Here is a 15,496-nt window from a genome sequence, read left to right as displayed (position 1 = left end):
AAAATATTAACTTGTTATGGACAGTTTTAGAAGTTTATATACAGATTATAGAAAACTTACAGCTTTAGCGATTACTTTTTGTTGATTCGTATCGGTCCTCTGCTTCTGCAAGTAGCTTTATTATTTGATCATAGGGCTTGTCTTTATTGTGTCGTGACCTTAGTGCGGCAATTCCTCTTGGTGTCTTTCCGTTATTATCTATGGTATTAGGGTTTGCTCCTTTCTCTAATAAAAACTCGATAACCTCTAAGTTTCCCGAGTGTGTAGCATTATGTAGTGCTGTACTTCCATACTTACTAGTAACATGTATATTTGCTTCTTTATCCACTAAAAATTTTACAACTTTTAGACATCCTGAATTTGATGCATAGCCAAGAGGTGTTAAACCAGAAGACCCTATTTCATCAACATATACTACATTTTTTCCTACCAAAAGCTCAATAACCTCATAACTGCAGCTTTCAGCCGCTGTCTGTAATATTTTCCTATAATAGGAGTTAGCTCTAGATTTTTGATAGCAATATGTAATAATAACACATACCATTAATATTATAAACCATACAAAATGTATTTTTTCTTTTTCATTACATTTCAGTTGACTCATATTCAGTAGTTTCTTTACATTGAATAGACTATATACTTATTTTTCCTTAACGTTACTTACTCAAAGATGCTGATAACATAGTAAGGTAGCCTGAGCTATTTAGAGTATGCTCCGCTCTATTAATTATCCATTCACCATCTACCGCTTGATTAAAACCTAGAAGATTAAGTTTAGCTTCTGCGAATAACTCTGGATTACCTGGTATTGTCATCTCTAAAGTCTCATTATTACGCTGCAGTTGCTTAAATCTGGCTTTTGCTGCACTAATTGCTGATTCTGCATTTGGATAAATTGTCTGTATGGCGTAACTTGGTTCACCGCTGCCTACTGTTTCTGATATTTGCTCTCCCTTTTCATAACTATACCATTTTGCTATCACTGAGTTGTATTTATTACGTACAGTAAAATGTACTTTCCAATTGATTGTGTCTTCAGGTCTGATAGTCGTTGTTCCTAAAACCTTTCCTGTTGCTGATTTTGCTGCACCTTTTGGAATAAATAATATATACCCACCAGCTAATTTTGCCATTGCTTCGCTTTCTATTGCTATTTTAGTTAACAAGCTGATATCACTTTCATCTATTTGGTTGATGTGGGGTATCAATATATCCTTAAATTCCTCAGCGACTTTGTATCCATATCCATATTTTTGAGCTATTTCTTTTACTAAGTTTTCTATGGTAATTTGGTGCCATTCTTTTGATACTTTTGCCTTCAAAGATATTCTTAAATTTGTTGCATGAGCTTTTATTAGTAGGGTCTTAGGTGGGCCTTGTATCGTAACTTCATTGACTGTATATACACCCATTGGAAAGATTCCCGTTTCCTTATAACCTAGTGCTATGTTCAATTCATTTGGAACTTCTACATTTTCATTGCCATAATCAACACATACCTCTGCGACATCATCTATAGTACCAGATTCATCAGTAAGATGCACCGATATTACATGATCTTTTATTCCTTCAATGCTAAATTCAGGTTTCATTTATTCCCACACTTTTAACTTCGATTTTTTTAATTGCTTTTGTATTGTAGGTAACTTGATCTTTAATCCTGTAGGCAAAAAACTTCCATACTCTGCAAGACCAGGATTAGCCTCCAATACTATTTCTACTGCTCCAGAACTATATCCATAGTGCTTAAAACATATGTAATCTAACATTTCATTTTCTCGGGTTATATAATGTACTGTCATACATAACTCCTTAAACTTAAGCTAAATTCAACCTTTTTTGGTAATCCACAGGGAAAATACGACGTTTGCTTTTCTTCTAACCGCACAATAACAAATCTTCCCAAAACATTCCCTAAATTGTCTACTAAGATACTTGGTTCATGATTTTTCTCAGCTTCTTTCATGCTTTTTAATTGATTTAAATCATTGAGATTATGGAAATAAATTACTCCTTCTAAGTCTATATTTTCTGCACCTTGACCAATATTTTGTAATGAAGGTATTTTACCAATACACTCAATTGTACTCCAACGATTTTCTTTACTATACCTTACACTTGTTGGAGAAAGCTTATGTTGACCAAGTGATAGCATTAGTAAATTGGTTCTATTGAATCAAATAGAACGTCTCGCGATTTTTCTCTTATTCTTTTTATCACTGCATCGGCAAGACTACGTACGTCTTGGTTAGATTCTGCTTTTATACTTATATTAAATGTAAAAGTTTGATTGAAAATTTTTTGTTCACACTTTTCACAGTCTTTTAAAACTTTCTCTGAATTATCTGCTACAGAACTTTTTTCCGTAATCACACTTTCAATAATATTCGTTCTACTATTTGAAACTCCACTAAAAGCATTATTATTCAATAAAGGATTTCCTTTACTAAAAACATTTCTATTTTCACTAGTTGCACTGCCTATTTTTGCTTCTACTGGTGTCTCTAATGCTTTTATTGGATTATCATTAAACAATTTTCCTATACCAATCCAATTTTCTATAGGTTTTGTAATTGATTTCCAGATACTTGAGAAAAAGTCCTTTACCTTTTGCCAATTAGCGATTACAAGTGCTGCACCAACTGATAGTCCAGCAATAGCAGCTCCTATAGGATTGGTTAGCGTTAAAGCTTTCAGTCCCATGATTACTGCTGGAATTACTCGTGCTGATAACGAAGTTAATACTGGCAAAAGTGTTCCATGCAAAATAGCATTGAAAGTTAATAGTCCACCTCCAGCCAATGCAAATGCATAACCAAAACCTACCACTGCAATCTTGCCAATAATAAGAGCTGAAATTATGCTCATAACTCCTGTAGTCAAAATTGGACACTTCTCTGCGAACCAAGCTATACCTGTAGATATAGACCTCAAAATCTTACTTATCCAATTTAAAGTAGGTAGCATAACTGACCCTAAGTTCATTCCTAGCTCTGCTATTGTATTTTTAAGTAGCTGCAAGTTATTTGCTGTAGTGCTTGCACGGTTATTAAATTCCTTTTGCATAGATTTGTTATACTTTTCTTTATCAGCCACAAAATCTATTGCTTTTTTATATTCTTCCAAACTCCCAACTATCAATGCAATATCATCTTGATATTCTTGACCAAAGAGATTGAGAAGGATTTGTGAACGTTCCTGTCTATCTACTTTTTCTAAAGTTTCAAAAAAATGAAGTAGAGCGTTTTGCCCGTTTTCAGCAACCTTTTGTGACATTTCCTCTGCAGTGATACCTATCGATTCCAATGCTGCTTTGAACTCTTTTCCTTGCCCTTCAGCAGTTTGAAGTTTAGAAAGCAGAGCATTGACAGCAGTTGCTGCTTTTTCAGGTTGTTTACCTAAACTAATGAAGGCATTTACTAAACTACTTGTCTGATTAATATCTAAACCAAATTGTTTTGCATTACCACCCACTCTAGCAAGTGCTTCAATCATATCGTTTGCCTTAGCTGCAGTATTATCTGATAGGTAATTTATAACATCACCAACTCCTTCCATCTTCTCTACTGCAATTCCATAAATGTTAGCGAGTTTAGCTATGGAATCACCAGCTTGTTCGGCAGACATATCAAATGCTGTGGCCATTTTAGCTACTGTTGTGGTAAATTCAAGTAGCTTACCTTTGTTGATACCAAGCTGTCCACCACTTGCAGCTATTTGTGCTAACTCTGCAGCTGATAATGGTATTTCACGGGATAATTTCTTCAATTTTTGAGCAAATTCTTCAGCTTCATTTGTACCAGAAGTAAAGTCTACGACCTTTTTAATATCAGCCATGGCACTTTCAAAATCAATCGCAACTTTAATTGGAGCTGCAAGTGAAAGACCTAGTCCTATAGTCTCCATTGCTTGTGACCTATAATGAGCTTTTTTTGCCAAAGCATTTTGCTGTTTTTGTATTACAGATCCTAATTTACTGTATTTTCCTTTTAGTATTTCAATAGATGAACCAAGTTTAGTTTGATCCCTCACTAAAGATTTAATATCCTTTCCACTTTTTCTGATTTCTTCATTTAATGTATGAAGTGCATCTCTCTTTTTAACATAAACCTCTTTTGCCTTTGATGCCGATGCTTTCAATTTTTCAAATTCATTTTTCAGTGCTTTGCTTGGTTCGTTTTTTTCCTTTTTTTCTTTAGTAATTGCTGCAGCTGATTCTTTTGCTTTCTTCTCCGCTTCCTTCCAATTCTTCATAGCTTCAAGGGCATCATGACTTAGTTGCTTAAATTTGGAAACAGATTTCATTGACGAATCAAGCTGCTTTATACTATCACCCAACTTAGAAAGCTTTGCTGCACTACCTTTCATTGCACTATTAAAACTGCCATCTAACGTTGCACCGATCTTTATTGAAAGCATTGACATTTTTTTGCTACTCCTTTACTTATTTCTATCCAGGATAAAAATTCATTTACATCCATATTAGTAATCTGCTCAATTCCACTTCCTGTTATTGAACTAAGTTTTAAAATATTGAATCTTAAGTCCTCTGTTCTAAAGGCGACAAAAAATCTTTTAGCACCTTTTGTATTTCTACATAATCTTTAATACATAAATCTTCAACTGCTTCTTTTGGTACAGATGCTAGATTAGCAATTAAAGCTACCTCTTTCAAAGCTTCGCCTTCTATGCGTTCTATAGCAAGTAAATCTCTTACTTTAGGTTCACGCATCGATAACTCTGAGACAGAGATACTATCAACTGTTATTGATTCACTAAGTGTAATTGTTTTCATATTTTCCTCTAAAAAAATAAAATTTCAAATAAGTTTTCATATTCCTAAAACCGTTTGTAGCAAGGCCATCTGATCAACACCATTTATCTTTCTTATCATATTTTCAGCATCGATTTCTATTAACTCATTACCACCTATAGTAAGTTTATAGTAATGAGCAGCTACAGTACACTTCAGCGTTGCTTTTTCAGCAGGTTTCCAGCTACCAAAATCAAATTCTTTAAAAATGCCTCTTAAATTGATTATTACTGCTTCAATATCATTGCTACCACTACCTTGCATTCCTCCACGGAGCGTTAAAGATACTGAGTTTCCATCTATCAAGCCAAAAAGTCTAAATAGTTCTGAATCATACTGGCTTTGTTGCATCGCTAGCTATGATGGATTAAAGATAAAAAAGATGGAGAATATCAGTAGCTTATTATTCTGGTATTTATAACAAGAACGGTCAGTGAATACCTAAATTTGAGTAAAAGAAATTTCACTACCACTCACTAATCCGGCTAAAATTCAAGAATTTCAATGCTTTAGCTATTTTCAATAGAATTAAGTTTATTAATATAAATAATAAATTACTATTCTTAAATTTGATCAGATTGATTGCAAAAAAACAAGATTTTCAATAGGTTGCTTATAATCCTAGCTATAGTTAGCCTTTCATAAGTAGCGATGCAACAAAGCCAATCATACTCAGCGAAAGTAAAGTCTGCTTCAAGCTTTTCCATGCCCATATCAATATTTATTGGAATATCCATACCACCAGCACGATACTCTTCTGTTTTTATGGTAAGTTTTGGTAGGGTAATTTCATCTATTTTTCCTGCATAACCCCGGCCATCTACGAATACATTAAAATTCTTTAAAATCTTTGGTAACATCTTTTCCCCTTTGTAAAATTTACAATATTTCGCTATTCACGAGATGTGACCTGAAAGTAATCTGCTCTGCTGGATATGGTGGCGTGAACTCAAAATCAAAAGACACTTTCCCGCTTGCAATATTTGCCGGTGTATTGAGTTCGGGAGTTGCATAACATTTTCCACTGATAATTGCTCCTTGGGCTTTTAAACTTGCAAGGTAAGAATTCACCCCCTCAATCACATCATCTATATAAGTTTTTGTGATATTGCGATCAACTGCCCATAAATGAGCTCGAAGTAGACTATCGTTAATTAAATCTGCAGTCCTTCTCACTGATAGAAAAGCCCATTTTGAGTCATTTGAACATGTTCTATTTCCCCAAAGCCTATAGCCATTTTGATGAATTATCGTTGTTACTTCATTTTCATTTAAATGGTTTGCTCTACAATTTGTATTACCGAGCGTAAAATCAATAGGCCTGCTTGTTCCAACAATACCATTTATCTCTTTGTTTGAAGGCGAATGCCAAAATCCTTGTTCGCTATCTACTTTTGCTATTAAACCAGCTACAAATGGGCTAGATGGCAAAGTTTCTTCTTTTCCTGCAATAAATACCTTAACCCACGGATCAACAACATAAACTCTTGAGCTGCCTACACTTTTTCTCCATTTTATTGCTTCTTCATCATTGGTATTTGGACCATCTGCTACTATTATAGCTCTTAATTTTTCTGCTATAGAAATTAATGCTGCAACTACTGGATTTTTGCCATCTTCTGGTAGTTGGTGAGTAAATTGAGGTGCAATGAGTATTCTTGGAGCAACATGAACTATACTTTCACTACTAAGAAATGCCTCAATTCCCTTATATTCTCCGGTTTCTTTATCAACTCCACCAATTATATTCTTCAGCGTCTCTTCTTCTTTTAATTTTGGATCACTTTCTTCAACTCGAATAACTACTACTGTTGCACCAATTTGGGAAAATACTCCATTTACTGCTGAAAAAAGAGTACCCTTTTTGCCAAGTTTTACCGCTTCTTTTAAGCTTCCTGCTATCAGTACTGGCTTATTCAGTGGAAATTTTTGCCCATCTGCTTCAGGTGCAGTACCAATTACACCTATCACTGATGATTTAGCTGTGCGTACTACCTTGGCCCCTGAGGTTACCTCAATAACATTTACACCATGTAAAAATTGCTCTGTCATTTTTTTTGCATTCTTTGTTTAAAATCATTGAGCAAAGCCTGTAGCTCTACTTCACTTTTAGCTTCTTCAATTTTCCTCTTCGCCATGTCTTCCAACTCCTCGCATTTCATTATTGCTTTTACTGCTTTCTTTACTTTTTCCTCAATTATTCTTGCCATTTCAATAACCGTAATACCACGGACTTTTGCTAGAGGTTCAATAACTTCTACATCTTTATCATTTAGGCGTGCTTCTTTAGTTGCTAAAATATTCTCCGCGGCTTTCGCTTGTATTGCATACGATCTAGATTTCTGATGAGAAGATCCTGCGTATTTGTTAGCATAATTATTAAAATAAACACGGATGCTATCAAGTGCAGAAAGCTTCGCATTTTCCAATAATTCCAGCTCAATATCTTCCTTATTCCTTTCAACAATTTTCTCTCCTTCTGTTAAACAATAACTTTTTTGCCAGTCAAAATTCTTTGGTGCTTCATACCAATCATTTCCTGTTGGCTTGTTTTCAAGTGTTGTTGTTTCAATCTGCTTGTGGTTTTCAAAACGTATATAAATAGTCATAAATTCCTCCTCATTGCCATATTTGATTAGTTCGTTCTAACCCTGGACATTGCCAAGCCCTTAGCGTTCTCTCTACATCTATCTCAAGCCCTGTAGTTAGAACATTGCTACGTATGTTATAAATCCCCCACTGAATAAATTGACCATAGTTGTGTACATAATTTGATGCAAGCATACCTTGACTAACTTGTGTTCTGGAATACAGATAAGATGATGTGTAAAGTAATATTGCAACTGTTTTTCCTGCTGTAATCTCCACATTACCAGATCCAGCTAATTTGCTATCAGAACTCGTGTATTGGTAAACATTTTTCCATATTATTCTTGAAATACTTGATTTATTAGAATTAGTATTATCAGGAGTTCCCACAAATAATCCTGCTCCCCCATACTCCGTACTCGAATACGATGATCCAACAAATTCTATTGCTTTATTTATGTTCACATTGGTTGTATTTTTTACAAATACTACTCCAAGTGCAGCATATGGGTAATAGTATATCTCATCATAACTACCCGAAAAGCTTTTTGTGCATAACTCTCCGTAAATAAATGTTCCCTTGCTTCCCTCTATAAAACTTAGTTGTCTTGGCCGATAAAAACTAACGTAGTCTGTATTGTACGTATGGCTACCTGCTAGTAGTTGTAACATATAGTCAGTTTTTGTTATATCACTACTCCACTTTCCAAGCTCTGTCGTAAAAGTTCCGTGGCCAAAATAATTATTTTTTCTGCCAAGTACACCAAATAAGAAAGGTAATGACCCTGGTTCAACCATGTTGCGCTTTCTTATTTCATTTATAAGAGACGCTTTTAACTGTTCATCCCGAGTTTTTACCTCATTAAGGATGTTTTCAATTCGAGTTTCTATTTCCCTAATAATTGATGAGCCACTTGGCACATCATTAACAGTACGGAAGTTATTCACTAAACCTTTAAGACCATCTTTATGACTGTTACTAATGCTATTTATTGCTGCAATATTGGCATTCTTTCTCGTATCAAGTAGCGATAAATTTGTTGTTCCTTTTTCATCAATTCTCTTTAATAACTGCTTCTCTGATTCAGAGATCACTGCTAAAGAACTAGCTTTTTTATTATCCAGATCAGTTAAGTGTTTTTTTGCACTATCAAGAAGTTCTTTTAGCTTACCATCAGTCATCTGTACAATTTCAGAAACTGCACTTTTGTCGACTATTGATTCCAATGCTTTAGTAAGATATGCTAATTGATCTGGTGTACTGTTTTCTGCTAAATCCTTAAGCCTCTTTTGTAGTGCATCAATTATCTCTTTTACCTCAGTCATCTGCACAATGTCAGCAATAGCTTTTTTATCTGCTATCAATTCCAGCGATTTTGCAAGATATGCCAGTTGATCAGGTGTGCTATTTGCTGCTAAATCCTTTATCCTTTGGTATATTGCTTCTTTCATTTCCAAAAATTTAAAAAAGTCTCAAAATTAAACCGCTCAAAATTACTCTTAAGTTGATTATGCTCATCTTCTCTTTCGGTAATATCTTCATCTATTTTCTCAATTGTGGTACGGATACGAACAACATCCTGCACAGCAATATTTTCTGGATGTGGTAGTGTATATCCTCGTTTGCTTTGGTCATTTGGCATTGATTCAAGTAATAATCACTCGCAAATTTTTGACTTTAGGACGATAGACAACTGTTCCACTTAAAACCAATTTTATCCTTGTCTCATTGCCATTAAAGTTTGTCAGTATGTGGACTCTCTCTACCCAATTTTCTCCAATTGGTTTTCCTGATGTTAAATTTACTAATTGCCAATCTACATTTTTTTGCACATATGCTTTTACATCTGCAGTGCCAGGTATTAGCGCATCATATGTTATGGTAATCTTAGTGTTAGCTCCTGCTGTAATGCTCCTAGTTACATAATCTCCTTTTTCCCCTATATTACCCATAACTAACTGTAACCCAGGATATAGCACTGGACTTTTTTCTCGCCCTCCTTTTAGGCTTGCTTTTACCGTTAATTCCCCATTTATTCTTTCACGCAGTGCAAGCGGCAAATTATCAGACAAAAAGTTTTCTCTTCCCTCTTCATCTGTTAAGATAAATTCTACATTGGTATCAAATGCTACTTTTTCGACGTTCGTCAAAACAATTAAATCTGATACATTATTTACAGTAACTTTGCCCAGATCAACAACATGAGAAACTTCACTAAATTTTGCAGCTAGTAGTCGAAACGTTAAATCTAAATTTTGATGTGGTGTCCAAGTACTTGCGTTGCTAGATGAAAGTAATACTCCTACTTGATATGGCTGACTTGTTACCCAACGGCTATTTACTGCATCATATTTGCCAAGTTCTGCTATCTTTACTGCAGTACCAGGATCATCAGTAAGCAGTACTATTGCATACTCCTCTCCTGCATGGCAAAACACTGGTGACCACTCTATACGTGTTGCTGTGCCATCTATCTTTATATCTTTTGGCTCAATATAACTTTCAGCAATGACAGTCTGCGAGGGCATTCCCACTGCTGTTTCTCTAATCTGCACAACAACACGTTTTTTGCCTTTATTTACAAACCATAGCTCCACGCCTCCTATGTGCCTACTTTCATTTAGCGTAAATGTTTGCGCTAAAGGATCAACTCTTCTTGCTGCGATAACTCTTCTTCTTTCCTCTATGGTAATTGTTTTTTTACCAGTATAAGTTGCTTCTCCATAACTGCCTTTATCACCGAAGAACTGCACTAACTTAGTCCCAGCAGGAATGTTTCTTGGTACAGTAAATCTTCCTTTTATTTTTCCTCTGTTATCAGCAATAAATGTTGCGATCATGTTTTTCTTTCAAATATTTTCTATGCTTTAGGTTGAATAAAAATTCCATCAAACTTTATCTCTTTAAGCTTCTCACTTGGCTCAAAACCTTCGATCTCAAAATTCTGTACTGCTTCTCTCATAAATTCAGTTTCGTATGAAGTACTTGACAGCAGCTCTGTCGTTTCTTTAACATTAAATACTCTGGTTACTGGACTTTTCCAATTTGTTTTTACCTCCGTCCAGTGATCAATGTTTTTATTTAGAGTAATTTGTGCCGGGACTGGATCAAAAGCTTGATATGGATTGATCTTTTCTCCTTTAGTCTGTAAAAGCTGCTCCAGTACCGGTTCAAGTTTATAAGGCAAAAGATATCTTTCCCCACCTTTTTCAATATCTGCAACTTCTACATCTATTGGCAGAACTAGCTCTCTATTTACTATTGCTGCAGACTGCGAAATTCCTTGATCACGCATATCATCATCAAAGAATGGGTCAACAAATACTCCTTTTTTGGTGGTAGGTTCTCTTGAATTTGCATCACTGCGTAGACGTTCCTGTGCAACCAGCGCATAAAGATCATTTATTCCTTTTTTCATTGCTTCAAGCTCATTCATCGGTACAGCATGAATAGCATTATTCACTATTTTTACCCCTTCGCCTTTTTTCCACGTCTGATGAATGTAGCAGAGCAAAAGTTGTCCGCTAGGCGCTTTTGGCATCGATGGTCTCCAAGAGTGGGAAATTCCTTTTATTCTTCTTACCACCCCTTTGCTATCGATAGTAATTAAATCAAAGCGTGGCATTTTCCAGCTATAATCTATCAAAACCAAGCTGTTATCAACTGCTCCTTTTACTTTACATCCCTTTTCATTTATATCTTCAGGGCTTACATGAGTGCGGCAGCGATAGGTTATTAGGTAACTACTCCCAGGAGCTGGCTCTTTACCAGGTAATGACCAATCGACGTTTCCTGCGTTTAACTTATAGTCTATACTATTTTCATAAATAACATTACCTTGTTTAACTTGAATAATCTCAAGTACTGCAGAATCAGGTATCGGATCAATAGCTCCAGAATATGAACCGTGAGTAACAGTAATGGTTTTCTGAACAGTTATATCTACTTTTTTAATTTCACTTATTGGAAAATCATTAACCTTCAGTTCCATTACTCTTTGGCTATTTGGCTGAAAAGTATGTGGTTCTGATTCAACTGATTTTATATCCGGATCTTCATCAAAAGAAACACGAATACTGTGAGGAAGTTCAATCTCATAGCCATCAACATGAGCTTTGCCCTCATTAATCACAAATATTTTTTTTCCTCCTTCTCCCTCTTCCTTTTGCAGGAACATTACTTCAAGACCATTTACGACGTAGGAACCATTTGCTTCTTTGTCATAACGAGCAAGAGCAGTAGTTACTATGTTTGCTTGTGGTGGCGGTGAATGTTCTATTAATACTCCATTTTCAATATTGTAAATTGGATAAAACTCTCCTTCAGAAAAACGTGGAGAAAGACCTTCATATTGATAACCCCAAATGGTGGAAACTTTAAGCCTTGCAGCTCCTACTTCCTGATAGTTTCTTCTACCAATAGCAGGATCACGAAGGTTTTCATCCTCAAGTTCTGTAATCGTAGATTCTACATAATAAACACCTATGCGAACTGTGGTACTCAGTGGAATAACAAATTCTTCTTTTTCAACTTTTCTAACTGCACCGCGCAGATAGATTTTTCCTGATTCAAGCGTAACTTTACCAGTTTCTCTATCTATAATACACTTGCTTCCTGTTATAACATCACCATCACGAAATATTGCATCACCTATGCCTTTAAGCTTAGAGAGAGCATACTCCTGAGTCTCGTTTAGTTCTGCTGACTGTAGACCTCTTCCTGCAAGAAACAAGCTTTTTTCGTATTCTTTATCAGGATTAAAGCGGTTGTAATAGCTGCTTAAGGTCATTAATTAACCTCTGCCTTATAAGGTATTATCACCATAATCTCCTCTATTTTATCTGCATTAGTTGCTTTTATAACCCAATCACTTTCTAGCTGAGTTACGGTTACTTTATGGGTATTTCTATCCCAAATATTACTACCAAGTTTTATATCCACCTGACTTTCATCTGAGATCTTTGGTATGAGGTAAACACCGTTATAACTTAAATCAATTTCTGGGTTTTTAATCTCTGCGGGAAAAGTAGGTTTAAACTTAAGCTCTGATGATTGTTTAAATTTTTTCCACTCTTCTTGATCAAACTCGCTTAACTTCACTGCCAGCATATCATAATAGTACTTCAGTTTTGGCAGAGCTTTTACTTTATTACTTAATTCTTTTCCACCGTTAAATGCTGTGTAATCAAGATGAATAATTACATCAGAAACCTTTTTAGCATTTGGTAGCTCTAAAATCCAATCAGATACCGCCCCTGTACCTTCAAATGGTAGATAACGTTCATCATTGAAGTTTAATTCAAATAATCCACTGTCTGCTTGGTTTCCTTTTGATATTGCTATCTGTTGACCTGTTTTCCAATTTACCCTTATCGACTCATTTGATTCATCATTTTCACCAAGTAATGATTTTATTGCCTCAATATCAGGTTTAAGTACTACTCTGTTGCCTGTTTGCTGCAAAGTAGCATGAATATCCTGATAAGGAGCAACTTCTGCTCTAATAGTGATCCTTATACTCTTGATCTTACGGCAATAATGACCTGGAAAGTCAAGATCAAACATCTTTTCTGTTAATGCAAACTTACAGCTTCCTTTTGTTTTTAAGTCATTGATTGCAATAGGACTTAAAGGCATTGTTTTAGTAATCTCCAAAGCTCTCTCATTATTATCAAGATACTCTTTAGTCATCTGCTCAAGAGCAAATTTTAAACTATGACCTGCAAGTAATCCTTCTTTTAAGCTATTCCAAGAGCTTGCTGTAATAAATACTCTATCATTATTCAACTCATACTGATAAGTTTTTTCCACCTGTTTTACCATCTCCAAGGCCATCTTATAAGCTTGGAAATATATTATCGCTATTTGTCCTTTCATCCAGTCATAGAGCTCTTTACTTGTAAACTTACTTTCGAAGAATTCTCTTTTTTCCTGGTTTTGCTTGATTGACTCTTGATGTACTTTTAATTCTTGCTCAGCAATAGCTTGGTTAATTTGATTAGCCTCTATTGTATGATTAATCTGCTTCACATCACAGGTAGCTAGCTTTTTCTGTAAATCCCAATCCTCAGCACGTCTTTGATAACTTGCCATAATATTACATAACTCAGCACTTTCTCTTATGGTATCTGCTGTAGTAGTGAAAGAGCTTGCTCCTGCTTCCACAGAAAAACCAGGGTGAAAGCCACCATTAGAAAAACCAAATATTGTAGGTGACCAATGGGTTAATGCTGCAGCTCCAAATATACCGGACGCTCCTGCACGAGCTGCAATTGCTCCAGCGTGTAAATCCACTCCCTTATATTCAAGAGACGACAAACCAGTCAACGATCCACCAGAAAGTAAATCACCAATAAATTGGAAAAAGTCAAATGCACTAGAATTCATTAAATTGTCATAATGTAATCTACACTCCTCAGCATTATTTAAACTTGCACTTAGTGCATCTTTTTCTTTCTTTAAGGCTTCTATGGTCCTTTCTTTAATCGATGAGATTAAATTACTGATTATTCCTTCTTGTTTGTTGTAAAAAATAGTTAATGATTCAGCATCTCTCTTTTCCAAAACATCTAGTAACTCTGAGCCAAATTGCATCACAGTTTCAACTATTGATTTTGCATAACTCACCATCTGACTGAATCGATAATGTGGTAGGTGTATTTGTGGTAATTCTACAGAATGGCCTCCAGTTACTGCTGATAGTTGCTTAGGATTAAGCGGTGGCTGGAATAAAGGCGGTACTGCTTTTTTGCCTCCCATATTTAAACAATGTCTTATCTTGTATAAACGATCTTCAACTTTATCCCAAAGACCAATAAAGCTCTTGTTTTCAGGCGTGCAGAAGTAATTGCTGTATTTGATAAGATCATGAGCTTCATCAGATTGAACTTCAGGTTGTGAACCAGAGGGTAGTTCTGTTTCCAGTTGCAATAAATCATGCTGTTTTAATTCATTGAAGGATTGAGGCTGAACTGAAAAATTTCCTTTTTTAATAGGTTTTGGGCCAAGTAAATCCCAAGCTCTAATGTATAACATCGTAGCTTGATTTAATGCTTCCCATGATCCTTTAGCAAAGAGCATATCTCCCCAATCGATGAGATTGTTTACGTAAGATATGATGATGTACTTTTCAAATGAAGTTACATGTTGTTTTGCAATGGTGTATGGGTCAAATGGATCAATTGCTAATTCTATAGCAGTTTGTGTATCACTTAGCGACTCAACAATATTATCACCATTATGTGCTTCAAAAGGCAAAAACTGCCATGCTTTATCATTGGTAGGGTTGAAGATATATTGATACCATTTTCTTGCTGTAGCAAAATCTTGCTCTTTGTGCAAATGCCAAGCAACCAGCATTGGAATGTGGAAGAATATCTCCCACAGATAAAGACCATAGGCACCACTAAAATCTAAAAGATCACTTGGACAATGAACAACACTATTCGTTGGGTTAAATCTTTTGAATTTAAGTTGTTCTATTTTCTGTGATTTTAGAGTTAAAATACTTTTTGGCCCTCCAGCATAAGCTTTTTGACGTAAATCACGCACATTGCCAGTGATGTTTAATCTGATGAAGGAAAATTTCGTATCTTGAAAGCTAGATTTTTGAGTTTCGCCAATATATTCAAACTCAAGTTTATCCTTATTTATCTTATAAGTTGATTGCTCACTAATTGCAGATAAGTTGTAATCTTTAGGTAAAAGCAAGAAAGATTCACGAATATTTTCACGCTCTAAGTTACCTTCAACAATAAACCATCCTGGCTTATTTATTACTTGGTGTGCTAGGGATTTTTTAAAATCATCTAACAATATTAATTGCTTAGTAGAGTCATTTTCATATAAAAGTGTAGCATTACCATCTTTATTGGTAACATTGGTCTCAAAGATGTTTTTGGTTTCTCCTAAATTAAGCTTACTATCACTATCCTTAATTGCATCATAAGATGAATACTGGATCTTATCTACTAGTATTTCATACTTTAACATATTTTTGTTTTCATCAGAGCCAATGAACGTTAATTTATTGCCTTGAATAATATGGCTATACAAATGTTTAACTTTAGTAGTTCTAGCTGTCCATGTATCAG

General features: G+C 35.1%; 14 protein-coding genes and 1 pseudogene. All 15 read right to left on the bottom strand.

Going from position 1 to position 15,496, the window contains the following annotated elements; translation table 11 throughout:
• Nucleotides 1-64: 64 nt before the first annotated feature.
• The 15 genes and pseudogenes from ABWU36_RS06130 to ABWU36_RS06060 all read right to left on the bottom strand — a co-directional run bounded on the left by ABWU36_RS06130 (nucleotide 65) and on the right by ABWU36_RS06060 (nucleotide 15,458).
• On the bottom strand, nucleotides 65-604 hold the full coding sequence (locus ABWU36_RS06130; protein ID WP_353273163.1) for an ankyrin repeat domain-containing protein: 540 nt from the start codon (nucleotides 602-604) through the stop codon (nucleotides 65-67).
• A 52-nt stretch (nucleotides 605-656) separates the two neighbouring features.
• The gene (locus tag ABWU36_RS06125; protein WP_353273162.1) at nucleotides 657-1,592 is read right to left on the bottom strand and encodes a phage late control D family protein; all 936 of its coding nucleotides are present in this window, start codon (nucleotides 1,590-1,592) and stop codon (nucleotides 657-659) included.
• Nucleotides 1,593-1,802 (bottom strand): tail protein X, encoded by a 210-nt coding sequence (locus ABWU36_RS06120; RefSeq protein WP_264723594.1) that lies wholly within the window; start codon nucleotides 1,800-1,802, stop codon nucleotides 1,593-1,595. It abuts the gene before it with no gap.
• Entirely contained in the window at nucleotides 1,799-2,155 is a 357-nt protein-coding gene (locus ABWU36_RS06115) for a phage tail protein (protein WP_353273161.1), read from the bottom strand. The genes ABWU36_RS06120 and ABWU36_RS06115 overlap by 4 nt, the downstream gene beginning before the upstream one ends.
• Complete coding sequence (locus ABWU36_RS06110) at nucleotides 2,155-4,425, bottom strand: phage tail tape measure protein (RefSeq protein ID WP_353273160.1); 2,271 nt, start codon at nucleotides 4,423-4,425, stop codon at nucleotides 2,155-2,157. Before ABWU36_RS06110 ends, ABWU36_RS06115 begins: the two co-directional genes overlap by 1 nt.
• Nucleotides 4,426-4,540: 115 nt before the next feature.
• Nucleotides 4,541-4,795: a phage tail assembly protein gene (locus tag ABWU36_RS06105; RefSeq protein WP_264374861.1), complete on the bottom strand. Its 255-nt coding sequence runs from the start codon at nucleotides 4,793-4,795 to the stop codon at nucleotides 4,541-4,543.
• A 36-nt stretch (nucleotides 4,796-4,831) separates the two neighbouring features.
• A pseudogene (locus tag ABWU36_RS06100) lies at nucleotides 4,832-5,155 on the bottom strand (phage major tail tube protein); the annotation flags it as partial.
• A gap of 221 nt (nucleotides 5,156-5,376) precedes the next feature.
• Complete coding sequence (locus tag ABWU36_RS06095; RefSeq protein WP_410541965.1) at nucleotides 5,377-5,673, bottom strand: phage major tail tube protein; 297 nt, start codon at nucleotides 5,671-5,673, stop codon at nucleotides 5,377-5,379.
• A 19-nt stretch (nucleotides 5,674-5,692) separates the two neighbouring features.
• Nucleotides 5,693-6,865: a phage tail sheath subtilisin-like domain-containing protein gene (locus ABWU36_RS06090; protein ID WP_353273159.1), complete on the bottom strand. Its 1,173-nt coding sequence runs from the start codon at nucleotides 6,863-6,865 to the stop codon at nucleotides 5,693-5,695.
• The gene (locus tag ABWU36_RS06085) at nucleotides 6,862-7,422 is read right to left on the bottom strand and encodes a hypothetical protein (protein WP_353273158.1); all 561 of its coding nucleotides are present in this window, start codon (nucleotides 7,420-7,422) and stop codon (nucleotides 6,862-6,864) included. Before ABWU36_RS06085 ends, ABWU36_RS06090 begins: the two co-directional genes overlap by 4 nt.
• A 10-nt stretch (nucleotides 7,423-7,432) precedes the next feature.
• On the bottom strand, nucleotides 7,433-8,854 hold the full coding sequence (locus ABWU36_RS06080) for a hypothetical protein (RefSeq protein ID WP_353273157.1): 1,422 nt from the start codon (nucleotides 8,852-8,854) through the stop codon (nucleotides 7,433-7,435).
• Nucleotides 8,851-9,045, bottom strand: a complete 195-nt coding sequence (locus ABWU36_RS06075; RefSeq protein WP_065094988.1) for a hypothetical protein — start codon at nucleotides 9,043-9,045, stop codon at nucleotides 8,851-8,853. The genes ABWU36_RS06080 and ABWU36_RS06075 overlap by 4 nt, the downstream gene beginning before the upstream one ends.
• A 4-nt stretch (nucleotides 9,046-9,049) precedes the next feature.
• Entirely contained in the window at nucleotides 9,050-10,243 is a 1,194-nt protein-coding gene (locus ABWU36_RS06070) for a hypothetical protein (RefSeq protein ID WP_353273156.1), read from the bottom strand.
• 20 nt (nucleotides 10,244-10,263) lie between these two features.
• On the bottom strand, nucleotides 10,264-12,192 hold the full coding sequence (locus ABWU36_RS06065; protein ID WP_353273155.1) for a DUF4815 domain-containing protein: 1,929 nt from the start codon (nucleotides 12,190-12,192) through the stop codon (nucleotides 10,264-10,266).
• The gene (locus tag ABWU36_RS06060) at nucleotides 12,192-15,458 is read right to left on the bottom strand and encodes a hypothetical protein (RefSeq protein WP_353273154.1); all 3,267 of its coding nucleotides are present in this window, start codon (nucleotides 15,456-15,458) and stop codon (nucleotides 12,192-12,194) included. The genes ABWU36_RS06065 and ABWU36_RS06060 overlap by 1 nt, the downstream gene beginning before the upstream one ends.
• Nucleotides 15,459-15,496: the final 38 nt, after the last annotated feature.

Source organism: Wolbachia endosymbiont (group A) of Portevinia maculata, from assembly GCF_964028525.1.
Taxonomy (GTDB): Bacteria; Pseudomonadota; Alphaproteobacteria; order Rickettsiales; family Anaplasmataceae; genus Wolbachia.
Note: the sequence above shows the minus strand (reverse complement) of the source record. Positions and strands in the feature narration are given on the sequence as shown.